Source organism: Pseudarthrobacter sp. BIM B-2242 (assembly GCF_014764445.1).
GTDB classification, from domain to species: Bacteria; Actinomycetota; Actinomycetes; order Actinomycetales; family Micrococcaceae; genus Arthrobacter; species Arthrobacter luteus_A.
The window spans coordinates 4,112,796-4,138,264 of record NZ_CP061721.1; the positions used below are offsets into that span (position 1 = coordinate 4,112,796).

The following is a 25,469-nucleotide window of genomic DNA, read 5'->3' on the forward strand; positions in this document are numbered from 1 at the left end:
CGAAGGGACATTCATGAAGTACCTGGTCCACATGGACGTAAACATTCCCGCCGACCTGCCGGCCGATGAGGTCGCGGAGATCAAGGCCACGGAGAAGGCCTACTCGCAGCAGCTGCAGCGCTCCGGCAAGTGGCCGGAAATCTGGCGCGTGGTGGGCGAATACGCCAATTACTCGATCTTCGACGTCGATTCGAACGACGAACTCCACGAGATCCTGCAGAACCTGCCGCTGTTCCCCTACATGGACATCTCGGTGGTGCCGCTCGCGAAGCACCCCTCAGACGTCAAGTAGACGCCGGCGTCAGGTAGGCACCGGCGTCAAGTAAACGCCGGTGCAGAAGCACGTAAAGCGCGGCCGTGTTCCGGCGTCAGTCCTTGGCCCGGAACGCGGCCGCGAGCTCGCTGCGGGAGCGTATCCCCATTTTTCGGTAGAGCCGGGTCAGGTGGTACTGCACGGTCTTCTCCGCCAGGAACAGCGCGCGGGCCGCTTCCTTGTTGGTGGCACCGCCTGCGACCAGTTCGGCCACCGCCCGTTCCTGCGCTGTGAGCTGGAGATGGTGGTTGCTGACGGCGGTCAGCACGGGGTCGGCAGGGTCCGGAACGTTTCCGGCGTCGAGCCCTGTTGCCTTGAGCTCCCGGTCGCACCGTTCCACGTAGGTGGCCGCCCCCAGGGAGTCGTATAAGTCGCGGGCCGCGCGCAGGACGGTCGAAGCCAGGCGCCGCTTGCCCGCCCGCCGCATGCTCTGGCCGAAGGCGAAACTAACCCGTGCCCGCAGATATGGGCGGTTGAGGCCCCTGAGGTGCCCCAGGGACGCCTCGAAATGTTCCCTGGCGGTGTCCGGGTCTCCCTGCGCCGCCACGAGCCGTCCCCTCGCCCACGCCATCCGCGCCATATCCGAAGGTATATCCCGTTCGCGGGGCACCCGCTCAAACGCGGTGAGGAAGGAGTCGGCGGCGTCGAGCTGGTCCGTCATGACAAGGGCGTTGACGTAGGTGTCCTGCCATGGCCAGAAGGACACCCGGTGCTCGGTCCACGGGTCAAGCTCCGTCAGCGGCTGGAGGACGGCCAAAGCGCCTTCATAGTCCGCCCTCGCCTCGTGGAAGCGGGCGCGGGCGAGGCTCGCCGGCACCTGCATGGCGCGGTATGTCCCGGGCTGCACGGCGGCCTGGGAGACGTAGTAACGGGCGCGCTCCCAGTCTCCCCGCAGGGACCACAGCTCAGCGGCAGTCCAGTAAAGCAGCGGGCGGATCAGCGGCATTCGCGAGGTCTCAAGGCGTACGGAGGCGCGCGCCACTGTAGCGGCCGCAGCATCCCAGTTGCCGAGCACCAGGTGGGTGCGCGCCAGCCAGGCCTCGGCCCAGAGGGAAATCCGCATCGAGCCGCCACGGTATTCCGTGGGGGCTGCTGACTCGAAGTTCACCAGCGCCGTCTCAGCGTTGTCCAGCCGCAGTGCCAGCCAGCCCGCCCCCATCTGGACCCGCTGTTTTTGGGCGTTCTCCGCAGCATGTTCGAAGGCCCGGTGATAGGAGGCCTCCGCCTCCGAAAGCCTGCCCTGCGCATACAGGCCCAGGCCGTAGATGGCCTCCGATTCGATGTGGGCGGGGCTTTCCGGCTCGGTAAGTTCCATAGCCCGTTCAGCCCAGGTGGTAATCATCGGGCCGTCCCAGGATGCCACGCCGTGCAGGACGAAGCGCTGGGCCACCTGCGCGGCGGCCGCCGGATCATGCTGCGGGCTGGACGTGCGCCAGGCCATCTCCAACTGCGTCTGTGCGCTGTCGTTCTGTCCCGACGCTGTCGAGAGGTATCCCAGGACGGAGGAACGGAGCGGCGACGGCGGCAGGGCGTCCACTGCCGCCGTCCACATCTGGGCCTGGGCAATGTTGCCGGAACCCACCAGGGCATCCACGGCCCTCAGGAGCCTGTCATTCCGGGAACGGATGTCCAGGGAAAGCCGGGACGCCGAGAACAAAGCCGTGGAGGCATCCTGCCACGCCCCTACCCGGGCCTGAAGCCGGGCGAATTCCTCCAGCTCCTCCGCCAGGGCCTCATCGGCGCCCGGTGTGGCGGAGACGCGGTGGCCCAACCGTTCACCCTCGGGCTGCACCGCCTCAGCGGCCAGCCGATGAAGCGCGATGCGCCGGCTGGGAACGATCTGTTCATAGACGGCCTCCGCGGTGCCCGGTCCAAAGAACACAACGGCGGAACGGGCCTGGTCAACCGTCAGCCCCAGCAGCCCGGCACGGTGTCCCTCATCGAGTGCTTCCATAACGGATTCCGCCCCGCTGACCTGGGAAACGTCTGCCATGCTTGGGGCACTCCCGAGCACTGCCGCGGCCTCCGCGACGGCAACCAGCCCGGGGGACGCTGCAGCGAGGACGCTCCGCACCCGGGCGCGCACACGGGACGTTGGAGGCAGAGAGGGAAACCACGTCTGCCAGGTTTCCGGCGGCAACTCCTGGAGCAGCTCCACGACCGGCTGTGCAAGCCCTCCGGTGTGCCGGACCAGGCCGTGGGCAGCCGTCGCACTCAGGTCGATGCCGAGCATCCTCCTGGCGAGATCCTGCACCTGCTGCGGCGTGAGCGGCTCCAGCGGGATAGTGGCCACCTGATGGCCCGTCAGGAAGTCCAGCACACCGGTAGGAACGCGTAAGGAATCGTCGGGGTTGAGCGTCAGGACAAACAGAACCCGTTTTCCGTGCAACCGCCGCATAACGAAAGTCAGGATGCGCAGGCTCTCCACATCGAGTTTGTGGACGTCGTCCACGGCGACAACGACGCTTCCGTGGGACTGCAGTGCCTCCAGATGCGTGCTGAGGGTGGCAGCGTAATTAACAACCTGGGCGGGGGTAAGAGCCGCGACGGGACCCGCGGGGAGGGCCGGTCCGCCGTCGTAATCCTTGGCCGAGCGGAGCGGCGAGGTGAGCATGAGCTGGGAGTAGCCGGCGAGGGGAAACTGCGCCTCCCACTCGTCACCCATGGCGGACAGCACCCGGACGCCACGGGCCCCGGTGCGGCAGTGCTCAAGAAACAGCTCCAGAACCGCGGTTTTCCCGGACCCGGCGGGACCGGAGACCACCACGGCACCCACCTTGCCTTTGCGGACGGTCCGGAAAACCGCCAACAGTTCCTCAAAGACCCCCGACCGGCCAACAAGCGGTAAGTCCTCCGCCATTTCACCGTGGATGGAGGGCGCCGTCATGGCCGCAACTCTACCGGAGCCGCCGTTCCGGCCCCGGCGGCGGCCATCCGACATGCTGTCCTCAGCCCAGGTCGCCGCCGGCGACCGGAAGGATGCTGCCGGTCACGTAGGACGCTTCATCCGAACCCAGGAACACGATGGGTGCAGCCTGTTCGTCCAATGTCCCGTAGCGCTTCATGAACGACGAGTCCACGGTCTGGTCAACGATCACCTGGTACCAGGCTTTTTCCGTGGCAGATTCGGCCTCGGGTCCCCGCTTGACCCTGCGGGGCGGCGCCTCCGTGCCGCCGGGGGCCGCCGCCACCACGCGGATGCCGCGACCGCCAACCTCCATCGCCAGTGACTGGGTCAGGGCGTTGACACCGCCCTTCGCCGCCGCATACGGCACACGGTACATGCCGCGGGTGGCCACGGATGAAACGTTGACGATGGTGCCCGAACCCTGCTCCAGCATGGCCGGCAGTACCGCGCGGCAGGTCCAGAGGGTAGGGAAGAGTGAGCGGCGGATCTCCTTCTCGATCTTGTCCTCGTCGTATTCCTCATACGGGCGGGCCCAGATGGTGCCGCCAACATTGTTGACCAGGACGTCCACCCGGCCGTGGGCGGCCAATGCCGCGTCCACGGCCTGCTGCGCTCCGGCGAAAGTCTCCAGGTCCGCGGTCACCGATGTGGCAGAGCCTTCCGAACCGGAACCCTGTGCGGCGTCCCGGATTCCTTGCGCCACCTCATGGACCGATTCGTCCCGGTCTACGAGGACGACGGCGCCGCCCTCGGCACCGATGCGCTCGGCCACCTTCCGGCCAATGCCCTGGGCGGAACCGGTCACCACGGCGACCTTGCCGGCGTACCGGCCGGGAGTAATGAACTGTCCCGCGTATGCCCGGGTCATCAACGGCCCGCCTTCGCGTCGATAGCTCCGGCCATCGTTTCCTTGGCATCGTGGGCGTGGGCCATGATGACCTCCCGGACCCGTGCCTTGTCCTGGCGCTCAAAGGCGTCAACCACATCAAGATGGTCCTGTGTGACCCGCTCAAAGATTGCGGTTCCGGCTTCGAAGGCTGCAGCCATCTGTGCGTGGACGTCGAGCCGGCGGTAGGACTCAAGCAGCATGGGATTGTCGCAGACCACAAAAAGGTATTCGTGGAACTCCTCGTTGGTCCGTGCGAACTCATCCGGTTCCTGGATGGTGCCGGCAGCCACCGAGCGGCCGGTGGCCTCGGCGAGCCGCCGGAACTGCTGCAGCTGCTCCTCGCTGAGGCGGCCCAGCATCAGTTCGCTCACCGCGAGCTCCAGTCCCATGCGCGCGTCCAGCTGGGCGAAGCTGTCCTCTTTGCGGAAGTCCAGCCGGCCGGTTTCGAGGGAAGAGACCGCCTCGCTGCGGCTCATCGAGTCGCCCTCGGCCTCGATCTTCTCTGCTGGTGCCGGTGCGCCTGTTTCCGCGTCGCCCCCGGTGGTTTCCTTCGGGGCAAAGCGCTCGAAGTAGAAGTTGGCGGGCTTGATGCCCTCAGAATCCAGCCACTTCGACACAGCGTTCACCATGGGAGGCGGACCGCACAGGTAGATGTCGACGTCGCCGTCGTTCAGGTGCTTTGGCTCGATGATCTGGGTGACATAACCCGTGTGCGGAGCGGACGTGCCCGGCTCGGAGGCAATGTAGTCCCAGGTGAATCCGGGCAGCTTCGCCTCATACTCGCGCAACCAGTCCAGGCCAACGATGTCCGCTTCCCTGGTCAGGCCGTAAATCAGGTGGACCGGCACCGACGCCGGGTTCTCGGAAAGCTTCTCGAGGATGGACAGGAGCGGGGCCAGGCCGGTGCCGCCTGCCAGCAGGAGGAGGGGCCGCTTGGGCTCACGCAGGAAGAAGGATCCGTAGGGACCCGTGAACTCGATCGTGTCGCCCACGGCCGCCCTGTCCCGCAGGTATTCGGACATCGCACCCTGCGGCGTCACCCGCACCATGAACGACGCATCCTGCACCTCGGGGCCGCTGCTGAACGAATAGGAGCGCTCCGCGTCCGTTCCGGGGACCTTGATGTTGACGTATTGGCCCGGGAGGAAAGCCAGGGCCTCCCGGTTTTTCGCCTCCAGGGTGAAGGAAACTGTAGTTTCCGAATGCTTGTTGAGTTCCGTCATGGTGGAAGTGAAGGTGGTTGCTGAGGTTTTGGCGGATTCCGACGTGGCAGGAATCTGAATGGCCAGATCCGACTCAGGGACCGCCTGGCAAGTGAGCAGGTACCCCTTGTCGAGTTCCTCCTCCGTCATCGCGTCGTCGATGTAGTCGCCCGGATCGAAGGTGCCGGAGTCGCAGAAAGCCTTGCAGGTGCCGCATGCCCCGTCCCGGCAGTCCGACGGAATGTTAATGCGTGCCTTATAGGCGGCGTCCATCACGGTCTCGTAATCGCCGACCTTGATGACCTTGGTGACGCCGTCCTCAAAGCTGAGGGCTACTTTGTGGCCCATGGTTTCCTCCTGGCTGGGGGCGCCTCGATGCGACCCGGGGTAGTGCGGATGTGCCCTCCGGGGGGCACGGGTGGTGAAACGGCCAAGGCCGGTGCCGGGCACATGCCGGGCACCGGCGCTGGCCGTCAGATCATGTAGACGTCCACAACGTGGTGGATGTAGTCGTTCTTGAGGACAACCTTCTTTTTCATGATGACCGGCTCGCCGCCGGAGAGATCCATCGTGTAAAAGCTGGTCCCGAAGTACGTGTCCGTGGTGTTGTAGCGGAAGTAGAGGGTGAACCAGTTGAAGCGCACCTTCACCTGGTCGCCGTCGTGCTCCATGATTTCGATGTTGGTGAGGTTGTGCCCCGTGCGGGGCTCCGGCAGGGACGTGGCTGAGGAGCGGTCCGTCTTGATCCGGAAGACGCGGTCTTCAATGCCGCCGCGGTTGTCATAGTAAATGAGCGAGATCTCGTTCTGCGGGTCCTCGGTCAGACGGTCATCGACGTCCCAGGCGGGCATCCAGAACTCGGAGTCCGGGTGGTAGCACTGAAGCCACTCATCGAACCGGCGGTCATCGAGCAGGCGGGCTTCCTTGTACAGGAACGAGCGGACGGTTTCGAGGGCGGCGATCTCCTCGGCACTCTTGAGCGCCGAAGCGGGTTTTGTCAGGTTGGTCATGGGTTCTGCACTCTCTCTGGTTCCACGTGGGCTGGGTCAGGCGATGACTGGGACAGCGTCCAGCGCGGAGGTTTCGGCTTCGGTCTCGGCCTCCGCCAGTGCCCGGTCCATGACTTCCTTCCAGTACCCGTGCTGAATGGGGTACAGCCCCTCATCCTCGGTGCGCATGCCGGACGCGATGACCCTGGTCATGCCCAGCGCCTGCGCCTGCTCATCGGGGCCCGCGATCTCGTGCGTGGAACCGCGGGTCATGTCGTTCCAGGGCGCCGAAGTGGCCCAGTAGGTCTTGTTGCAGGACCGGAACTCCTCGAGGTCATCGGGAGTGGCCATGCCGGTGGCGTTGAAGAAGTCCTCGTACTGGCGGATCCGCTTTGACCGGTTCTCCTGCGATTCACCCTTGGGCGCGATGCAGTAAATGGTCACCTCGGTCTGGTCCGCAGAGATGGGACGGAAGTGGCGGATCTGCGAGGAGAACTGGTCCATGATGTAGACGTTCGGGTACAGGCAGAGGTTGCGCGAGATGTTGATCATGAAGTTGGCCATCTCCTCGCCGTACTTCTCAACGAGCTCGTCACGGCGGTCCCACAGCGGGCGGTCCTCCGGGTTGGTCCATTCCTGCCACAGCAGCAGGTGCCCGTGGTCGTAGGAATAGAAACCGCCCTTGACCTTGCCCCATTTGCCGGCATCCATGGCCTTGGTCTTGTTGGCGGAGTCACCGGCGGTACGGCGTGCCGTGGTGGCGGCGTAGTTCCAGTGCACGGCGGTGACGTGGTAACCGTCCGCGCCGTTCTCTGCCTGCACCTTCCAGTTGCCGTCATAGGTGTACGTGGACGCACCGCGCAGCACCTCCAGTCCCTCCGGGGACTGGTCCACGATGGAGTCGATCACCTTGGTGGCGTCACCCAGGTGTTCCTCGAGCGGGAGCACATCCGCCTTCAGGGAACCAAAGAGGAAGCCGCGGTAGGACTCGAAGCGGGCCACCTTGGTGAGGTCGTGGGATCCCTCTTTGTTGAAGGTCTCCGGGTAGCCCGCGTTTCGCGAGTCCTTCACCTTCAGCAGCTCACCGGAGTTCTTGAACGTCCAGCCGTGGAACGGGCACGTGAAAGTGGTGCGGTTGTCCGTCTTGCGGCGGCACAGCATGGCGCCGCGGTGTGAGCAGGCGTTGACGAGGCAGCTGAGCTTTTCGTCCTTGTCGCGGGTAATCATCACCGGCGTGCGGCCGATGTTGGTGGTGAAGTAGTCCCCCACGTTGGGGATCTGGGATTCGTGGGCGAGATAAACCCAGTTGCCTTCGAAGATGTGCTTCATCTCCAGTTCAAAGATTTCTTCGTCGGTGAAAATTTCGCGCTTGGCTCGGATGACGCCGTTCTCACGGTCATCGATCACGGCGTCGGCAAGGACCTCGCGGACATGGGCCAGGTTCTCGGTCATGGCGTGCTCCTTCGATGGAGGGTGCTGGACGGATGAGCGGGAGGTCCGGGCCAACCCGCGGTGCCCAGGGGGACGTTGTTACGCCAGTCTTCCTTACGGTGACCGCACTCACATCAGGCAAACACCTAGCTTCGGCCAAGGGTGTCTTTATGTCTGGTTAATGACAGAAAACAGGCCAAATCGATATTTGTAGCGTCCTTATTTCGCGCCTACGATGAAACTGACATCACCGAACTGCGCCGCGGCAGGTTCAGATCCTGCCCCCTCCGGTTCACTCCGGGTCCAGGAGCAGTTCCTGTCCCCATTCAAAGAGGAGTATGGACATCACCATGACCGAGACCCAAGCAGACACCCGCAAAGAGGACGAGGGCACTGCCGTCGAAGCCGGCTCCAAGGCCACCGAACGCTTCGCCGCCTCAGGCAAGCTCTCCCACCTGGATGTACCGAAGGAACGAGTGAGCCTGCTGGCGGGGGCACTCATCAAGGCCGCCAACGACATCGTCGTGGAACACCAGGTCACCTACGAGGAGTACAACGCACTCAAAGCCTGGCTCATCAAGGTGGGAACTGACGGGGAATGGCCCCTGTTCCTTGACGTGTGGCTCGAGCACACCGTGGAGGACGTCAACTCCCAGGACCGTCCCGGCACCGTGGGCACCATCGAAGGGCCCTACTACGTCCCGGACTCCCCGGTGCTCCAGACCCCCGGCACCGTCGAAATGCGTGAGGACGAGGAGGGCACACCGCTGCACTTCAGCGGCCGCTTCACCGATACAGACGGTAACCCCATCCAGAATGCCCAGGTGGAAATCTGGCACGCCGACAGCGCCGGGTTCTACTCCCAGTACGCACCGGGCCTGCCCGACTGGCTCTTCCGGGGCACCATCAAGGCAGATGACGACGGCCGCTTCGAAATCAACACGATGCGCCCGGCGCCGTACCAGATTCCGACGGACGGTGCTTGCGGGCAGCTGATCAACGCCGCAGGCTGGCACGCCTGGCGCCCTGCACACATCCACATCAAGGTTTCCGCACCCGGCTTCCAGCCCGTAACCCAGCAGCTGTACTTCCCCGGCGACCCGCACAACGCTGACGACATCGCCTCGGCAGTCAAGCCCGAACTGATGCTCGACCCCAAGCCGCGCACGGATGGCGGCGCCGGGGAGGAAGTGGTCTACGACTACGTCCTCGCCAAGGAAGGCCAGCACAAGTAAGAACCACCGCTGACAATCGGTGCCGGCGCCTCGGCCCGGCACCGCAGGCGCCCCGGAGTGAAAACTCCGGGGCGCCTGTTTTTTTGCCGCCGTCGCCAGGAGCCCCAATGCTGCCATCCCGTCAGGACCCGCCCATCACCCCTCCCGCGGAAAACGTTGCGGCCCACGGTCGCCAGCCACTGCTGGAGCGCCCGGGTGTGCGCCCTGCAGGCGTACGCCAGGTTATCCGCGACCTGGGCCTGCCCTATGTCTCCAACGGGGTAATCGGCCTCGTCTTCTCCGCCTCCGGTCCCATAGCTGTAACCCTGGCCGTCGGGGCCGCGGGAGGACTGACCGAAGCCCAGCTCGCGTCCTGGGTGTTCGGCATCCTCTTTTCGGGCGGGGCGGCCACCGTGGTGATGTCCCTCCTCTACCGACAGCCGCTGGGCTTCGCCTGGTCCATTCCCGGGACCGTGCTCCTGGGTCCGTCCCTGCAGCACCTGTCCTTCGCGGAAGTGGTGGGGGCCTTCTTCACGTCCGGACTTCTCGTCCTCGCGCTGGGCTCCACCGGGGTAATCCGTCGGATCATGGCAGCCGTTCCGATGCCGATTGTTATGGCCATGGTGGCCGCCGTGTTCCTCAAATTCGGCACGGACATCGTCGCCTCAACCCAGGCGAACCCGGTGGTGGCCGCCCCCATGGTGGTCGCTTTCCTGGTCCTCACCGCCGTGCCCGCCCTTGGCCGGTTCCTTCCACCGGTACTCGGCACCCTGGTGGCGGGGTGCCTCGCCGTCGCGGCAAGCGGTCAGTTCTCCTTCCATGCGGGCGGACCGGTCCTGGCCGCCCCGGTCTTCACCCTTCCGGAGTTCACCTGGGCCGCCCAGCTTGAGCTCGTGGTTCCCCTGGCCCTCACCGTGTTGTTCGTTCAGAATGGCCAGGGCATCGCGGTTCTCCGCGCCGCCGGCCACCATCCGCCGGTCAACGTCTTCGCCATCGTTTCGGGCGCCTTTTCGTTGCTCAACGCAGGCTGCGGCGCTGTCTCAGCGTGCGTGACCGGCCCCACCAACGCCCTCCTGACGTCTTCCGGAACAAAGGGGCGCCAGTACACTGCTGCCGTGGTGTTCGGCGTCCTGGCAATGGCCTGTGCCCTCCTGGCTCCCGCGCTCACGCAGCTCATGCTCGCCGCGCCTACGGAATTCATCCTCGCCCTGGGCGGCATTGCCATGCTGCGGGCTCTCCAGCAGGCGTTCGTGGCCGCATTCGCCACGGCGTTCACATTGGGGTCCCTGGTGACGTTCGTGGTGACCATGTCCGGCCTGAGCCTTTTCAATATCCATCCCGCGTTCTGGGGCCTGGTCATCGGCTACACGGTGTCCCGCGTCCTTGAGCACGCAGACCATGCCGCCCACAACGCCAAACCGACAAGCCGCACGTCTGCACCACCTGTAAAGGCCTCGGCCAACTAAGCTAGCGGCATGGCCAAGAAAACCGCTGCAGAGAAGCTCGCCACCATCCAGAAGGGCTACACCCTGGAAGGTGCCACCATCGAACTGGGTGCCGCCATCGTCGACGGCGAACTGCACAAGGAAGCGCAGGTCCGGCTGCCGCTGGCCATGATGAACCGCCACGGGCTGGTGGCCGGCGCCACCGGCACCGGCAAGACTGTCACCCTGCACATGATGGCAGAGCAGCTGTCCGCGGCCGGCGTTCCCGTGTTCCTTGCAGATATCAAGGGCGACCTGTCCGGCCTGGCGACGACGGCAACCGGCAGCGAGAAACTGAAGGCCCGCACCGACAGCATCGGCCAGGCGTGGGCAGGCAAGACCTACCCGGTGGAGTTCCTTGCCCTGGGAGGGGACGGCAACGGCATTCCGGTACGCGCCACCATCACCTCGTTCGGCCCCATTCTGCTCTCCCGCGTGATGGAGCTCAACGACACCCAGGAGTCCAGCCTGCAGCTGGTCTTCCACTTTGCGGACAAAAACAACCTCGAGCTGATCGACCTCAAGGACCTCCGCGCCGTCATCCAGTTCCTCACCTCGGACGAAGGCAAGGATGACCTGGAGGAACTCGGCGGCCTGTCCAAGGCCACGGCCGGCGTCATCCTGCGGGAACTGGTGAACCTTGAGGCCCAGGGCCTGGAGAGGTTCTTCGGCGAGCCCGAGTTCGATACCGCCGAGCTGCTCCGGACCGCCCCGGACGGCCGCGGCGTGGTGACGTGCCTGGAGCTGCCCACGCTGCAGACCAAGCCGATGCTGTTCTCGACCTTCCTGATGTGGCTGCTGGCTGACCTGTTCGAAGACCTGCCCGAAGCGGGCGACCTGGACAAGCCCAAGCTGGTGTTCTTCCTGGACGAGGCCCATCTGCTCTTCAACGGCGCATCCAAGGCCTTCCTGAACGCCATCACCACCACCGTCCGGCTGATCCGGTCCAAGGGTGTGGGGATCTTCTTCGTCACCCAGACCCCCAAGGACGTGCCCGCCGACGTCCTGGGCCAGCTGGCCAACCGCATCCAGCACGCCCTCCGCGCGTTCACCCCCGAGGATGCGAAGGCCCTGAAAGCCACCGTTTCCACCTTCCCGGTCAGCGACTACGACCTCGCGGAAACCCTCACATCCGCGGGGATCGGCGAGGCTGTCATCACGGTGATGAACGAGAAGGGTGCGCCGACGCCGGTGGCCCACACCCGTCTGCGGGCCCCGGAATCCGTGATGGGCCCCAGCACTGACGAGCTCATCAAAAACACCGTCGCCGGGTCCGCACTGTTGGCCAAGTACGGTACCGCCGTGGACAACGTCTCCGCCTACGAGAAGCTCACCGGCAAGGCCGCAGCCTCCACCGGCGACGCCGCCCCGGGTGAGCCCCCGGTCCCAGGCAGCGCGGGAGACACCGGTACCGGCCAGGCCGACGTCGACGCTGAAGCCCGCCGCATCGAAGAAGAGATCCTCGGCCGGCCAAGCAGCCGCCCGGCACCGGCCCCGGACCGGGCCCCCGAACGGGCACGGCGTGCACCTGAGCCGGCCGCACCGGCGGGCGGCGGGTTCGCAGGCGATCTCGCCGGTGCCCTCGGCGGAGCGTTAGGCGGCGGACTCAAGAGCATGGTCCGGTCCATGGGCACCCAGCTCGGCCGCGAACTGCTCCGCGGCGTGTTTGGCACTTCGTCCCGGCGCCGCCGTTAGGCAAAACCGGACGATGTCTGACTCTGCGCCCCCGCCGTCGGGCGTCAGGAAGCCCCCGCCCCCTTCAGAAGGGGTAGCCCCTACACCTGTGTTCACCGGGCTTACAGGTAACGTAAGGGGCGTGCAGATGAGTCAGGCGTTGGTGAGGATAGCGGCAGGGTGGCTGCTGGGCCTCATGCTTGCCGTGGCCGCTGCCATAGTGGCCATCAACGTGGTGAACAATACCGTGGCCAGCCCGCAGCAGCCGGTCCGCGAATATCTGGATGCGCTGCGCGAGGGTGACGGCGGAAAGGCCCTCGGCCTGCTCCGCGCCACGGTGCCGTCCGGCAATGCCGCCATGCTTGACGGGACGGGGCTCCAGACGGCTGCGTCGCGCCTGGCGAACATCACCATCGGCGAGCCCGAGGAACGCCCGAACAGCCAGGTCATGGTCCCGGTCCAGTACACAATTGACGGCAGCAGGCTCCGCACCGACTTCCTGCTGCAGCAGACCGGAACCGAATGGCTGTTCTTCAACACGTGGGCGTTTGTGCCGTCGCGGCTACCCACAGTGGGCGTCACGGTGGTCAACGCCAGCGAAGCGAACCTCAACGGCGTCCCGGTGAACATGCCCGACGGGAAGAACTCGTTCGCCGTGTTCTATCCCGGCGAGTACGAAGCGTCCCTCAACGGTGAATACTTCGCCGCCCCTGCCACCCGCGCCACCATCACGTCCCGTGACGCTCCGGCGGCTCCGCTGAACCTGTTGACCGAGGCGACGGACCGGCTGCGGGAGGACGTGGGAAGGAGCGTGCGGGAGTTCCTCGATGGCTGCGCCGCCGAGGCCGTGAAACAGCAGAAACTCCAGCCGGACTGTCCCTTCTATTTCTCCAGCACCAACAACGTGGACGACGGCACCATCAAGTGGACCATCACGGAGTACCCGGAGATTTCCATCGAGCCCTTTGACGGCCGGTGGGTGGTTGCTCCCCTCGATGGCAAGGCCCGCGTGGAGGCCGTCCAGCAGAGCGCCTTCACAGGGGCCTGGTTCCCATTGGACGAAGAGGTGGACTTCAGCTTCACCACCCGCCTGGACGTGGACGGCGACACCATCAAGGTCACCCCGCTCCTGACCTACTAGGCCCCGCTCCGCAGGCTGGCCGGTGATCAGTCCATGCCGCGCAGGTCCAGGACCAGCTCGGTGTCGCCGTCGTCCGTCAACAGCACAGGGATGCCCCAGTCCTGCTGGTACAGGTGGCAGGCGGCATGGTCCGGAATTTCACCGTCCGCGTCTTCGGGGCCGTCGCAGGCCGCGGCACGGGCGGTGATGTGCAGGACACCCTCCGGAATCCCCGAGGCCAGCTCCAACGTCCGGAGCAGGCCCACCGAGGTCCCGCCGCCGGCCACCAGGAGTTCCGGCGGTGTGGAGGAGATTTTCAGCTGGGTGGGATCGCCCCAGCGGTCGTCGAGCTTCTGGCCTGTGGGCGCTGTGAACCGGACGTTCAGCTCCAGCAGGCCGGGGGCTACCGGGCTCTTGGGCCGGTGGGTCTGCGATGCGCCCTCGTCCACCTGCTGGGCTTCCTTGGGGATGGGTACGTAGACCAGCTGGTGTTTGTTGGCCTCCACCACAACGAGGAGCGGCTCGGAGCCGGTCGCGTGTGTGTGGTCCACAATCACGTCGGAGGGTTCGGAGAGGCCCCGCGCAAGGGTGGAAACCTTGCCTGCGGCGGGGTCGTAGCGGCGGACGGCCCCGTTGTAGGTATCGGCAATGGCCACGGAGCCGTCCGGCAGGACCGTCACGCCCAGCGGGTGCTGCAGGCGCGCCCCGGCCGCTTCACCGTCACGGAAACCGAAGTCGAAGAGACCCTTGCCGACGGCGGTTTCCACTGTGACCGTGCCGGCGTCGTCAATTGCCAGCTTCCGGAGGGCGGAGGTTTCGGAGTCCGCCACCCAGACGTTGCCGTCGGCGTCCTCGGCGAGGCCGGATGGCTGGGCGAACCAGGCCTCGTGGGCGGGGCCGTCCAGCAGACCTTCCAGGCCGGTGCCCGCGACAATCGCCACGGCTCCGGTCAGCGGGTCGAAGCTGAAGATCTGGTGCGTGCCGGCCATGGCAACCAGCACCGCGTTGAGCTTGGTGGACCAGACAACGTCCCACGGGGAGCTGAGTGAAACATCCAGCGGGTGGTCGCTGAGCTGGCCGGTGAACCCTGCCGCGTCCTCATCCACACGTGCCGGGCCCGTTTCCAGGAGCCTCTGGATGCCGTTGCCCACAACCGTCGTGGCTGTTCCGTCCGTCAGTGACAGTCCGCGCAGGCGGTGGTTGACGGAGTCGGCAATGACGACGTCGTACCCCGCCTTCCCTGCCACGTCTTCCGGAAGCAGCACCAGGCCCTGCGGTTCGTTGAACCGGGCGGCCGGTGTCACCGAGTCGACATCAGCGGCGCCTCCGTCGGCGAAGCCCCTGGTGCCTGCGCCGTAGGTGCGGAGCACCGTCTGGAAGTCGGTGCCCAACTCCACGAGGCGGTGGTGGCCGGTATCCGTCACGAGCCAGGTGCCGGCGTCGGACGTTTCAGCGTCAGGAGTTCCAGTCCCGGAAGTACGGGCTTCGGAGGTTCCGCGCCCGGCGGGGAGGAAAAGTGCCTTGCCGGGGAAGCGCAGCGTGCCCGAGGTGGCTTCCGGCGCCACGTAGGGGCCGGAACCGCGGTGCAATGTGCCCTTGGCGTCGTGCTCGGCGATCAGTTCGGGGATGAGTACCGCGAGGCCGTCGGCGTGGCCTTCACCGGACAGGTGAGCCACGATGTAGCCCTCGGGGTCGATGACCACCAGGGTGGGCCAGGCGCGCGCCGTGTACGCCTTCCAGGTGTCCAGGTCGGGATCGTCCAGCACCGGGTGGTGGATCTCATAGCGCTCGACGGCTGCGGCCAGGGCTACAGGATCGGCCTCGTGCTCGAACTTGGGCGAATGAACACCCACGGTGACCAGGACGTCGGAGAACTTCTCCTCGAGCGGGCGCAGCTCATCGAGGACGTGCAGGCAGTTGATGCAGCAGAAAGTCCAGAAGTCGAGCAGGACGATTTTGCCGCGCAGGGCTTCGAGGTCCAGCGACTTCCCGCCCGTGTTAAGCCAGTTACGGCCCACCAGTTCGGAGGCGCGGACCCGGAGTTGGGTGCGTACGGTTTCGCTCATCATCGTCCTTCCAGCTTGTTGCGTTCAGCCAATCTGGCATCGCGTTCGGCCAATTTGGCAAACATATCGTTGTAAGCAGTCAGGTCGGCGTCGTTATTCCTGTCCGCCGCCCTATCTACGCGTTTGGTCTCCCGCTGATCGGACCGGGACCACATAATCGCCACGCCAAGAGCGACCAGCAGCGTGGGCACTTCACCGATGCCCCATGTCACCGCACCGCCTATTTGCTGATCCGCGAGGGCCGACGGTCCCCAGGGGCGTCCGAGGTTCCCGAAGTAATCCGCAGCCAGCAGGCCGGTCCCGCCCATGATCGTGACGCCGAAGAAGGCGTGGAAAGCCATGGTCGCCAGCAGGAGGAGCAACCGCATTGGGTAGGGGGCGCGGCGCGGCAGCGGGTCCGTGCCGATCATGCTCAGGACGAAGATGTAGCCCGTGAGCAGGAAGTGCAGGTTCATCAGCTCGTGTCCCACGTGCTCACGCATCGCGAAGCCGAAGGCGTCCGAGAAGTAGAACAGCACGATGGAACCGGCGAAGTTGGCCGCGGCGAACAGCGGGTGGGTGACTACCTGCGAGAACTTGGAGTGCACAAAGACCAGCAGCCACTCTCGCGGGCCACGGGAGCCGTCAGTCCGGGCAGGCAGGGCCCGCATGGCCAGCGTCACCGGAGCACCAAGAACCAGGAAGATCGGCGCCACCATCGTGAGCGCCATGTGGCCCACCATGTGGGCGGAGAAGAGCACCATGCCGTACACCGTGGGCGGCCCGGACGTGATGTAAGTCAGCACCAGCAGACCGATCACCCAGTTCACCGTACGGAACCACTGCCATTTGTCTCCGCGCCGCATCACCTTGACGACGCCGAGGACGTAGGACACCAGGGCGAAGAGCACCACGGCTGCCCAGAGCCAGTCGACGCGCCACTCGGTCAGCCAGCGCTCCGGGGTCAGTTCAGGCGGCAGCTCGTAGCCGGAGAGGATGAATGCCGGCGTTGCATCCGGGGCGAATGTGGTGGGCTCCGGCGGCGCCGAGCGGCTCAGCGCGACGGCGACCCCCGAAGTGGCTCCCATGATCAGGAGTTCCACAAGCACAAGCTGCCAGAGCACATGCCGGGACGACAGAGACGAGCCCTTCCGGCCCAGCTGCGGGATAACCCACTGCCGGTGCATAAGGCCGATGCCGCCCAGCACCAGGGTGGCGGCCGACTTGGCGAGGATCAGCTGGCCGTACGGGGACCCAAAGAGGTCCGCCCAGTTGGTGATGCGGACGCTTGCGTTGATGACACCGGAGGCGAACACCAGGGCAAAAGCAAAACCGGCCAGGGCCGAAAACCGCCGCAGCGTGGGCTCGGTGATGTCGGCACCCGATCCCGGCTTCGAACCGGTCAGGATGCCGGACAGCAACGCCAGCAGGATGATGCCGCCAACCCAGACGCTGACGCCCACCAGGTGCAGGCCCAGGGAGTTGACCGCCGCGGAGTGGTCCGAGGAGCTCGACGAGTGGCCGATCAGGGCGGCAGGTACCAGCCCGCCAAGCGCCAGGGCCAGCGTGAGCGCGAGGCCGCCAAGGGACCTGACCCCGAACAGGGCCGTGGTCACGACGGCCCCGATGATCGTGACGGCGAGCCAGGCCCTGCCGGTGTCGATATCGGTCATGAAGTAGACCAGGGCACGGGTGAATTCAGCGTCCCCGGAGAGCCTCTGGCCCGCGACGTCCGAGTAGGTGAGCACCAGTACCGCAATCGCTGAAAGCGTCCAGGCTGCACCGGCGGCGGCCGCTATGGCCAGGGCACGGGCGAAGGCCGGGTGTTCCGGAGCCTCAACATCGTGGGTCCGGGTTCGTGGTCCTGCGGCCCGGGGCAGGATGCCGATCGCAAAGATCAGCCCGCCGATGACCGTAGCCAGGGACACGTTGTGGACGGCCTTGCTGATGGGGAGTCCCCACCGCACAAGGGCGCCCGGGTCTGATACGGCCCGGGCTGCGGCAGCGCCGGAGAAAAGGAGTGCTGCTGCCAGTCCCACAAACAGGGCTGCGAGCCCCAGAAGCTGCCACCGCCGGGAAATGCCCACGGCGCCGGCAGCCAGCGTTGTATCGCCCCTGCCGGAGGCCGGTTGGGGTGCTGTGGAACGGGACTTTGCTGCAGAAGGCACTTATCCATTGTCCGCTAAGCGTGCCGAGGCGGCGAATCGGCCATCGCCGCCCAACGCAAAGGAGCGGCAACCCTGAGGTTGCCGCTCCTTTGCTGGTGCTGAAGAAGACTACTTCTTCTTGGCGACGGCAGCCTTCAGCTTGGAGCCGGCGGTCAGCTTGACGCTGTGGCCTGCTGCGATCTGGATGGTCTCGCCGGTCTGCGGGTTACGGCCGGTGCGGGCTGCACGGTCGGTGCGCTCCACTGCAAGCCAGCCCGGGATGGTGATCTTCTCGCCGGCGGCGACAGACGTCTCGAAAACCTCGAACAGTGCATCGAGGACGGAGTTGACGGCTGCCTGGCTGGTGCCGGCCTTGCCTGCTACCTCTGAAACAAGTTCACTACGGTTCTTAGCCATTGATGTCCTCCTGGACGGTCACGATTTCTGGAGCCTGAACGCGGCGTGCGTGCAAGCCACTGTTCGAAAACTTACCAGCTTGGGCCGCCGGGGTCCGCAAATTCCGCGTGTTTCCGCGACTTTTTGACTTAAATCACGGGATTTCCGGGCATTTGCGGGGGAATTGCGCCCACAGCGGACGCTCTCTCACTTAATGTCGGTTTTTGCGGTATTTATCAAGCTGTTTGTGACAGCGGGTTGGTTTCTTTGTGGTTGATGCCGGCTACGGGCGGGACTCCCAGTGCGGTGGGCCTGCGTCGGTATCGGTGTGGGTTGCGGGCGTAGCAGGCATCGAGTGTTTCTTGGCGATGCCTGGTTGCTTGCTGGACCAGTCCGTTGTGGACGGTGTCCGGGGTGTAGTAGTTCAGTCCGCTGTGGCGGTGGTGGGTGTTGTAGCTGGTGAAGAACGTCGCCAAGTGCTCCCGCGCGTGCCCAAGGTCTTGGAACCGTCGGGGGAAATCCAGGTCATATTTCACGGTTCTGAACAGGGATTCCGAGTACGGGTTGTCATCGGAGACCCGGGGCCGGGAGTAGGACAGGGTGATGCCCAAATCGCGGGCAAGTTCCAACGTGGTGCCTGCCCGCATCGGGGCTCCGTTGTCGGCGTGGAGCACGGCAGGCGTGCGTTTGTTGCCGGCGACGGCGTCCCGGATCAGGGCCGAGGCGAGAGCGGCCGTTTCGGTGTGTTCGACGCGGTGGCCGACGACCTTTCGGGAGAACACATCCATGATTGTGTAGAGCTTGTAGGTGTGTTTGCCGGGGCCGTGGAGCATGGTGATGTCCCAACTCCAGAGCTGATTTGGAGCCGTCGCCGCGTGGACGGGTTTAGCCCGTTTGGGGCCGTTGCCGGGGCGTTGTTCGCGGCGGTCGCCGTTCTGCCCGTGGCGGGCCACGATTCGGTGCGCTGCCGCAATCGAGAACGGGCAGTAGCCCGCGTCCAGCATCCGGTAATAGGCCTGGGTGACCGAGAGATCGGCGTATTCCTCGGAATTGAGCAGCGCCATGAATTCGTCTGCCTCGGCCGTGCTGATCCGGTTCGGATAGTCCCGGTCGAGGTGCGGAACGGTGATCCCGGCCGGAGCCGGCGGGGTCAGATGCCGATACCAGCTGGTGCGGTGAACCCCGACCAGGGCGCACGCTTTCACTGCTGACCAGCCGGCTGTCACCAGTTTCCCGGCGAAGGTCAGGGCGATGGTTTTCCAGGCTTTGGCATCAACCACTCCGGGCGCCCTTGCTCCGGTGCGTCCAGCTGCGGATCGGTCGCCGCCGCGCTCTTGGCCATCGCGTCCAAGAGCGCGGAAGCTTTTCCCAGGATGTCCACCGCGGCCTCGGAGCGGGCCAGTTTGGCTTTGAGAATCTCGTTCTCCTTGAGGACTCGTTGGAGTTGTCGTTTGTCTCCGGCACTCAATCGCTGGTCCTCCTTGGTTAGGTCTCCGACGGCAGGCAGTTCCCCGGATTCCCGGGCGCGTGCCCATGCCCGGATTAAAGCCGTTCGAATTCCGAGTGCACGGGCCAGGGCGGCCTTCGAGCCCATCTCCAGGCATTTCTCATGCTCGTCCAGAATCGCGTTTTTCTCGCTCGTTGTGAAGTGGCGATTCGACTGGCGGACAGGAATAACAAAGTCCATCATGGGCCTTTCCCCGTCCCGAGCGTCGGGCTCATGCCGACAGAAACCTGTCACACAAGAGCCTGACACACAGGGTTTGGGGAACGCTCTCTCACTTGATGTGGGGTTTTGGGGAACGCTCTCGCAGTGTGTGGTGTCCGACGGCGGTGCGGGCGAGGATGCCGCGGTGCGGGGACCGTGGGTGGAGGTGCCGTGGGTTTTTGGTGTGTCTGGAGGCTCTGGACGGTTAAATGTGGGAGACCCCCCGACACGTGTGTTGGGGGGTCTCGACCTAATGGTGTTCCGGCGGTGACCTACTCTCCCACACCCTCCCGGGTGCAGTACCATCGGCGCTGTGGGTCTTAGCTTCCGGGTTCGGAATGGGACCGGGCGTTTCCCCCACGCTATGACCGCCGTAACCCTTGCTCCGCACCCTGTCCTGGCTGTGCCGGGCGGGGTGGGAAATCTGTGGTTACAACATGCTTCCTGCCGGTGAGGGCAGGTGTGGTGTTGATTATTGTGTTGTGTTTTTTGTTCCCTGCAACAAATTGGTTTGTTGTTTGGGAACCACATAGTGGACGCAAGCAGTCTTGTTATCTTTGTACTCTCCCCATGGGTGTGAACGTCTTTTGAATCCGTTCACGAGGAGAGTGTGTGGTGTAAGTTATCGGCCTATTAGTACCGGTCAGCTTCACGAGTCGTTAGTCCTCGCTTCCACATCCGGCCTATCAACCCAGTGGTCTGGCTGGGGGCCTCTCACACACAAGGTGTATGGAAATCTCATCTCGAAGCGAGCTTCCCGCTTAGATGCTTTCAGCGGTTATCCCATCCGAACGTAGCTAATCAGCGGTGCACTTGGCAGTACAACTGACACACCAGAGGTTCGTCCGTCCCGGTCCTCTCGTACTAAGGACAGCCCTTCTCAAATTTCCTGCGCGCGCAGCGGATAGGGACCGAACTGTCTCACGACGTTCTAAACCCAGCTCGCGTACCGCTTTAATGGGCGAACAGCCCAACCCTTGGGACCTACTCCAGCCCCAGGATGCGACGAGCCGACATCGAGGTGCCAAACCATGCCGTCGATATGGACTCTTGGGCAAGATCAGCCTGTTATCCCCGAGGTACCTTTTATCCGTTGAGCGACGGCCATTCCACAATGTACCGCCGGATCACTAGTCCCGACTTTCGTCCCTGCTCGAGATGTCTCTCTCACAGTCAAGCTCCCTTGTGCACTTACACTCGACACCTGATTGCCAACCAGGCTGAGGGAACCTTTGGGCGCCTCCGTTACTTTTTAGGAGGCAACCGCCCCAGTTAAACTACCCATCAGGCACTGTCCCTGACCCGGATTACGGGCCGAAGTTAGATGTCCAAAGTGACCAGAGTGGTATTTCAACGATGACTCCACCCGAACTGGCGTCCGGGCTTCAACGTCTCCCACCTATCCTACACAAGCCACTCCGAACACCAATACCAAACTATAGTAAAGGTCTCGGGGTCTTTCCGTCCTGCTGCGCGTAACGAGCATCTTTACTCGTACTGCAATTTCGCCGAGTTTATGGTTGAGACAGCGGGGAAGTCGTTACTCCATTCGTGCAGGTCGGAACTTACCCGACAAGGAATTTCGCTACCTTAGGATGGTTATAGTTACCACCGCCGTTTACTGGGGCTTAAATTCTCAGCTTCGCCGCGAACGGCTAACCGGTCCTCTTAACCTTCCAGCACCGGGCAGGAGTCAGTCCGTATACATCGTCTTGCGACTTCGCACGGACCTGTGTTTTTAGTAAACAGTCGCTTCCCCCTGGTCTCTGCGGCCCCGATCCCCTCCCACCAGCGCGTGGTGTTCAAGGTTGGGGCCCCCCTTCTCCCGAAGTTACGGGGGCATTTTGCCGAGTTCCTTAACCATAATTCTCTCGATCGCCTTAGTATTCTCTACCTGATCACCTGTGTCGGTTTGGGGTACGGGCGGCTAAAACCTCGCGTCGATGCTTTTCTCGGCAGCATAGGATCACCAAATCCCCCCTCACGGGGGTCCCATCAGATCTCAGGCATCATGAACAGCGGATTTGCCTACCGTTCGCCCTACATCCTTAGACCGGGACAACCATCGCCCGGCTTGGCTACCTTCCTGCGTCACACCTGTTAATACGCTTGCCTCCCAGGATCAGGTCCCGCGCTCCACCAAAACCCTTCCACCACAAGGGCGGTCAGGCAGGTTTCGGGCGGTTAGTATCCCCTGTTCAACATGGACGGTTTTTCGCCGGTACGGGAATATCAACCCGTTGTCCATCGACTACGCCTGTCGGCCTCGCCTTAGGTCCCGACTTACCCAGGGCAGATTAGCTTGACCCTGGAACCCTTGATCATTCGGCGGACGGGTTTCTCACCCGTCTTTCGCTACTCATGCCTGCATTCTCACTCGTGTAGGCTCCACCGCTGGTTTACACCGCGACTTCACTGCCCACACGACGCTCCCCTACCACTCCAAACGCCTGAACCAACCCCACAAGGGAGCGGCTTGGCTAATATTTGAAATCCACAACTTCGGCGGTGTACTTGAGCCCCGCTACATTGTCGGCGCGGAATCACTTGACCAGTGAGCTATTACGCACTCTTTTAAGGATGGCTGCTTCTAAGCCAACCTCCTGGTTGTCTTCGCAACTCCACATCCTTTCCCACTTAGCACACGCTTAGGGGCCTTAGTTGGTGGTCTGGGCTGTTTCCCTCTCGACTATGAAGCTTATCCCCCACAGTCTCACTGCTGCGCTCTCACTTACCGGCATTCGGAGTTTGGCTGACGTCAGTAACCTTGTAGGGCCCATTAGCCATCCAGTAGCTCTACCTCCAGCAAGAAACACGCAACGCTGCACCTAAATGCATTTCGGGGAGAACCAGCTATCACGAAGTTTGATTGGCCTTTCACCCCTACCCACAGCTCATCCCCTCCATTTTCAACTGAAGTGGGTTCGGTCCTCCACGACGTCTTACCGTCGCTTCAACCTGGCCATGGGTAGATCACTTCGCTTCGGGTCTAGATCACGCCACTGCAACGCCCTATTCAGACTCGCTTTCGCTACGGCTTCCCCACACGGGTTAACCTCGCGACGTAACACTAACTCGCAGGCTCATTCTTCAAAAGGCACGCCGTCACCAGAATCAGACTGGCTCCGACGGATTGTAAGCACACGGTTTCAGGTACTGTTTCACTCCCCTCCCGGGGTACTTTTCACCTTTCCCTCACGGTACTGGTCCGCTATCGGTCATTAGGGAGTATTTAGGCTTATCAGGTGGTCCTGACAGATTCGCACGGGATTTCTCGGGCCCCGTGCTACTTGGGATACTCTCCAGGCGGCACAAAACATTTCGGTTACGGGGCTCACACCCTCTCTGGCCGGCCTTTCAAGACCGTTCACCTATGCCTGCACATCACACCTCACTGTCCCGGCAGAGACAGTATGGAAAGTCCCACAACCCCGACCATGCAACGCCCGCCGGCTATCACACATGGAACGGTTTAGCCTGATCCGCGTTCGCTCGCCACTACTAACGGAATCACTATTGTTTTCTCTTCCTGCGGGTACTGAGATGTTTCACTTCCCCGCGTTCCCTCCACGCACCCTATGTGTTCAGATGCGGGTCACCAGGCAGATCGCTCCCCTGGCGGGGTTTCCCCATTCGGACACCCTGGGATCACAGTCCGGTTATCGACTCCCCCAGGCTTATCGCAGATTCCTACGTCCTTCTTCGGCTCCTAATGCCAAGGCATCCACCGTGTGCTCTTAAAAACTTGACCACAAAAGATCAAAAAACTACTTCACGAGAGAACCATGAAAACCATCACTCCATCCCGAAAGACAGAACAACAGATCCAGGTTCATATTCTTGGAAATTGCTTCTTATAAAAGATGCTCGCGTCCACTATGTAGTTCTCAAACAACAACCCCAAACCACACACCCCACACACACAACATGCGCGATCGATGCAGCCAGGAAACCAGAAACAAACAAACCCGGAACCCTCCCCAAGGGAAGAACCCCGGCCCTGTTGCCTCAGGACCCAACAGTGTGCCAAACACTACCCAGCAACCCGAACCAGCGAGCGTTCCAGGACAACTGATCTTCCGAAGAAAAACAATGTCCGTACTAACAACCGGTCCGTGCCACCAGGCACCTATTTGCTGATATTCCACCCGTGAGCACCCGCCGCAGAACAAACGTCTGCGCAACGGGCATATACTCCTGACAACCCCGCCACACTCACATAACGTGAGGCACGGTGACTGTAGGTGCTCCTTAGAAAGGAGGTGATCCAGCCGCACCTTCCGGTACGGCTACCTTGTTACGACTTAGTCCCAATCGCCAGTCCCACCTTCGACAGCTCCCTCCCCGTAAGGGGTTAGGCCACCGGCTTCGGGTGTTACCAACTTTCGTGACTTGACGGGCGGTGTGTACAAGGCCCGGGAACGTATTCACCGCAGCGTTGCTGATCTGCGATTACTAGCGACTCCGACTTCATGGGGTCGAGTTGCAGACCCCAATCCGAACTGAGACCGGCTTTTTGGGATTAGCTCCACCTCACAGTATCGCAACCCTTTGTACCGGCCATTGTAGCATGCGTGAAGCCCAAGACATAAGGGGCATGATGATTTGACGTCGTCCCCACCTTCCTCCGAGTTGACCCCGGCAGTCTCCTATGAGTCCCCGCCATAACGCGCTGGCAACATAGAACGAGGGTTGCGCTCGTTGCGGGACTTAACCCAACATCTCACGACACGAGCTGACGACAACCATGCACCACCTGTGAACCGACCGCAAGCGGGGCACCTGTTTCCAGGTATTTCCAGTCCATGTCAAGCCTTGGTAAGGTTCTTCGCGTTGCATCGAATTAATCCGCATGCTCCGCCGCTTGTGCGGGCCCCCGTCAATTCCTTTGAGTTTTAGCCTTGCGGCCGTACTCCCCAGGCGGGGCACTTAATGCGTTAGCTACGGCGCGGAAAACGTGGAATGTCCCCCACACCTAGTGCCCAACGTTTACGGCATGGACTACCAGGGTATCTAATCCTGTTCGCTCCCCATGCTTTCGCTCCTCAGCGTCAGTTAATGCCCAGAGACCTGCCTTCGCCATCGGTGTTCCTCCTGATATCTGCGCATTTCACCGCTACACCAGGAATTCCAGTCTCCCCTACATCACTCTAGTCTGCCCGTACCCACCGCAGATCCGGAGTTGAGCCCCGGACTTTCACGGCAGACGCGACAAACCGCCTACGAGCTCTTTACGCCCAATAATTCCGGATAACGCTTGCGCCCTACGTATTACCGCGGCTGCTGGCACGTAGTTAGCCGGCGCTTCTTCTGCAGGTACCGTCACTTTCGCTTCTTCCCTACTGAAAGAGGTTTACAACCCGAAGGCCGTCATCCCTCACGCGGCGTCGCTGCATCAGGCTTTCGCCCATTGTGCAATATTCCCCACTGCTGCCTCCCGTAGGAGTCTGGGCCGTGTCTCAGTCCCAGTGTGGCCGGTCACCCTCTCAGGCCGGCTACCCGTCGTCGCCTTGGTGAGCCATTACCTCACCAACAAGCTGATAGGCCGCGAGTCCATCCAAAACCACAAAAAGCTTTCCACCCCCCACCATGCGATGAGGAGTCATATCCGGTATTAGACCCAGTTTCCCAGGCTTATCCCAGAGTCAAGGGCAGGTTACTCACGTGTTACTCACCCGTTCGCCACTAATCCCCCCACAAGTGAGGTTCATCGTTCGACTTGCATGTGTTAAGCACGCCGCCAGCGTTCATCCTGAGCCAGGATCAAACTCTCCGTTGAAGTAAAACAAAAACGAACACAACACAGAAACCACGGAAATAACGCGGCAACCGCACTGCAAAATTTGAAACCAGCTGTAAAAACCAGACCACACCACAGGGGCGGCATGACCCGGCAAATTCAACCAATTCAATACAATAAATTGGTATCAACAAACTTGGCACACTATT

Annotated in this window: 15 protein-coding genes and 3 rRNA genes; 5 read left to right on the forward strand and 13 right to left on the reverse strand. The window is 63.1% G+C overall.

Features of this window, described 5'->3' with window-relative positions; translation table 11 throughout:
- Nucleotides 1-13 precede the first annotated feature (13 nt).
- Nucleotides 14-292: a muconolactone Delta-isomerase gene (catC, locus tag IDT60_RS18990; RefSeq protein ID WP_191080243.1), complete on the forward strand. Its 279-nt coding sequence runs from the start codon at nt 14-16 to the stop codon at nt 290-292.
- A gap of 76 nt (nt 293-368) precedes the next feature.
- Here the strand turns inward: catC and IDT60_RS18995 are convergent, their stop codons facing one another.
- From IDT60_RS18995 to benA, 5 genes are all read right to left on the reverse strand, one after another.
- Complete coding sequence (locus IDT60_RS18995; RefSeq protein WP_191080244.1) at nt 369-3,200, reverse strand: AAA family ATPase; 2,832 nt, start codon at nt 3,198-3,200, stop codon at nt 369-371.
- A gap of 61 nt (nt 3,201-3,261) precedes the next feature.
- Nucleotides 3,262-4,089 carry a 1,6-dihydroxycyclohexa-2,4-diene-1-carboxylate dehydrogenase gene (locus tag IDT60_RS19000; RefSeq protein ID WP_191080245.1) on the reverse strand — a complete coding sequence of 276 codons (828 nt, stop codon included), beginning with the start codon at nt 4,087-4,089 and terminating at the stop codon, nt 3,262-3,264.
- Nucleotides 4,089-5,660: a benzoate 1,2-dioxygenase electron transfer component BenC gene (gene benC, locus IDT60_RS19005; RefSeq protein ID WP_191080246.1), complete on the reverse strand. Its 1,572-nt coding sequence runs from the start codon at nt 5,658-5,660 to the stop codon at nt 4,089-4,091. The genes IDT60_RS19000 and benC overlap by 1 nt, the downstream gene beginning before the upstream one ends.
- Nucleotides 5,661-5,785: 125 nt before the next feature.
- On the reverse strand, nt 5,786-6,322 hold the full coding sequence (gene benB / locus IDT60_RS19010) for a benzoate 1,2-dioxygenase small subunit (RefSeq protein ID WP_191080247.1): 537 nt from the start codon (nt 6,320-6,322) through the stop codon (nt 5,786-5,788).
- A gap of 36 nt (nt 6,323-6,358) precedes the next feature.
- Nucleotides 6,359-7,753, reverse strand: a complete 1,395-nt coding sequence (gene benA, locus IDT60_RS19015) for a benzoate 1,2-dioxygenase large subunit (RefSeq protein WP_191080248.1) — start codon at nt 7,751-7,753, stop codon at nt 6,359-6,361.
- Between the two features lie 317 nt (nt 7,754-8,070).
- Here benA and catA point away from each other — a divergent pair, with 317 nt between their 5' ends.
- The 4 genes from catA to IDT60_RS19035 all read left to right on the forward strand — a co-directional run bounded on the left by catA (nt 8,071) and on the right by IDT60_RS19035 (nt 13,245).
- The gene (gene catA / locus IDT60_RS19020; protein WP_164204172.1) at nt 8,071-8,967 is read left to right on the forward strand and encodes a catechol 1,2-dioxygenase; all 897 of its coding nucleotides are present in this window, start codon (nt 8,071-8,073) and stop codon (nt 8,965-8,967) included.
- A 107-nt stretch (nt 8,968-9,074) separates the two neighbouring features.
- On the forward strand, nt 9,075-10,412 hold the full coding sequence (locus tag IDT60_RS19025) for a benzoate/H(+) symporter BenE family transporter (protein ID WP_191080249.1): 1,338 nt from the start codon (nt 9,075-9,077) through the stop codon (nt 10,410-10,412).
- A gap of 9 nt (nt 10,413-10,421) precedes the next feature.
- Nucleotides 10,422-12,125 carry a helicase HerA-like domain-containing protein gene (locus IDT60_RS19030; RefSeq protein WP_191080250.1) on the forward strand — a complete coding sequence of 568 codons (1,704 nt, stop codon included), beginning with the start codon at nt 10,422-10,424 and terminating at the stop codon, nt 12,123-12,125.
- A 127-nt stretch (nt 12,126-12,252) separates the two neighbouring features.
- A complete protein-coding gene (locus tag IDT60_RS19035) occupies nt 12,253-13,245 on the forward strand; it encodes a hypothetical protein (protein ID WP_191080251.1) in 993 nt (330 codons plus the stop codon).
- Nucleotides 13,246-13,271: 26 nt separating this feature from the next.
- Here the strand turns inward: IDT60_RS19035 and IDT60_RS19040 are convergent, their stop codons facing one another.
- The 8 genes from IDT60_RS19040 to IDT60_RS19075 form a co-directional block, all read right to left on the reverse strand.
- Nucleotides 13,272-15,290 carry an NHL domain-containing thioredoxin family protein gene (locus IDT60_RS19040; protein ID WP_191080252.1) on the reverse strand — a complete coding sequence of 673 codons (2,019 nt, stop codon included), beginning with the start codon at nt 15,288-15,290 and terminating at the stop codon, nt 13,272-13,274.
- A complete protein-coding gene (locus IDT60_RS19045; RefSeq protein ID WP_191080253.1) occupies nt 15,290-17,437 on the reverse strand; it encodes a bifunctional copper resistance protein CopD/cytochrome c oxidase assembly protein in 2,148 nt (715 codons plus the stop codon). The genes IDT60_RS19040 and IDT60_RS19045 overlap by 1 nt, the downstream gene beginning before the upstream one ends.
- 108 nt (nt 17,438-17,545) lie before the next feature.
- Nucleotides 17,546-17,833 (reverse strand): HU family DNA-binding protein, encoded by a 288-nt coding sequence (locus tag IDT60_RS19050; RefSeq protein ID WP_056341443.1) that lies wholly within the window; start codon nt 17,831-17,833, stop codon nt 17,546-17,548.
- Between the two features lie 215 nt (nt 17,834-18,048).
- Nucleotides 18,049-19,092 (reverse strand): IS3 family transposase, encoded by a 1,044-nt coding sequence (locus IDT60_RS19055; protein WP_191080254.1) that lies wholly within the window; start codon nt 19,090-19,092, stop codon nt 18,049-18,051.
- Nucleotides 19,056-19,502 carry a hypothetical protein gene (locus IDT60_RS19060; RefSeq protein ID WP_223883800.1) on the reverse strand — a complete coding sequence of 149 codons (447 nt, stop codon included), beginning with the start codon at nt 19,500-19,502 and terminating at the stop codon, nt 19,056-19,058. The genes IDT60_RS19055 and IDT60_RS19060 overlap by 37 nt, the downstream gene beginning before the upstream one ends.
- A gap of 277 nt (nt 19,503-19,779) precedes the next feature.
- A 5S ribosomal RNA gene (rrf, locus tag IDT60_RS19065) occupies nt 19,780-19,896 on the reverse strand.
- A gap of 236 nt (nt 19,897-20,132) precedes the next feature.
- Nucleotides 20,133-23,271 (reverse strand): 23S ribosomal RNA (locus IDT60_RS19070).
- Between the two features lie 504 nt (nt 23,272-23,775).
- A 16S ribosomal RNA gene (locus IDT60_RS19075) occupies nt 23,776-25,299 on the reverse strand.
- The 16S, 23S and 5S rRNA genes sit together here, the layout of an rRNA operon.
- Between the last annotated feature and the right edge of the window lie 170 nt (nt 25,300-25,469).

Coding starts and splice junctions, on each gene's coding strand:
- catC (WP_191080243.1), top strand. CDS start 14: ATGAAGTACCTGGTCCACATGGACGTAAACATTCCCGCCGACCTGCCG.
- IDT60_RS18995 (WP_191080244.1), bottom strand. CDS start 3,200: ATGACGGCGCCCTCCATCCACGGTGAAATGGCGGAGGACTTACCGCTT.
- IDT60_RS19000 (WP_191080245.1), bottom strand. CDS start 4,089: ATGACCCGGGCATACGCGGGACAGTTCATTACTCCCGGCCGGTACGCC.
- benC (WP_191080246.1), bottom strand. CDS start 5,660: ATGGGCCACAAAGTAGCCCTCAGCTTTGAGGACGGCGTCACCAAGGTC.
- benB (WP_191080247.1), bottom strand. CDS start 6,322: ATGACCAACCTGACAAAACCCGCTTCGGCGCTCAAGAGTGCCGAGGAG.
- benA (WP_191080248.1), bottom strand. CDS start 7,753: ATGACCGAGAACCTGGCCCATGTCCGCGAGGTCCTTGCCGACGCCGTG.
- catA (WP_164204172.1), top strand. CDS start 8,071: ATGGACATCACCATGACCGAGACCCAAGCAGACACCCGCAAAGAGGAC.
- IDT60_RS19025 (WP_191080249.1), top strand. CDS start 9,075: ATGCTGCCATCCCGTCAGGACCCGCCCATCACCCCTCCCGCGGAAAAC.
- IDT60_RS19030 (WP_191080250.1), top strand. CDS start 10,422: ATGGCCAAGAAAACCGCTGCAGAGAAGCTCGCCACCATCCAGAAGGGC.
- IDT60_RS19035 (WP_191080251.1), top strand. CDS start 12,253: ATGAGTCAGGCGTTGGTGAGGATAGCGGCAGGGTGGCTGCTGGGCCTC.
- IDT60_RS19040 (WP_191080252.1), bottom strand. CDS start 15,290: ATGAGCGAAACCGTACGCACCCAACTCCGGGTCCGCGCCTCCGAACTG.
- IDT60_RS19050 (WP_056341443.1), bottom strand. CDS start 17,833: ATGGCTAAGAACCGTAGTGAACTTGTTTCAGAGGTAGCAGGCAAGGCC.
- IDT60_RS19060 (WP_223883800.1), bottom strand. CDS start 19,502: ATGATGGACTTTGTTATTCCTGTCCGCCAGTCGAATCGCCACTTCACA.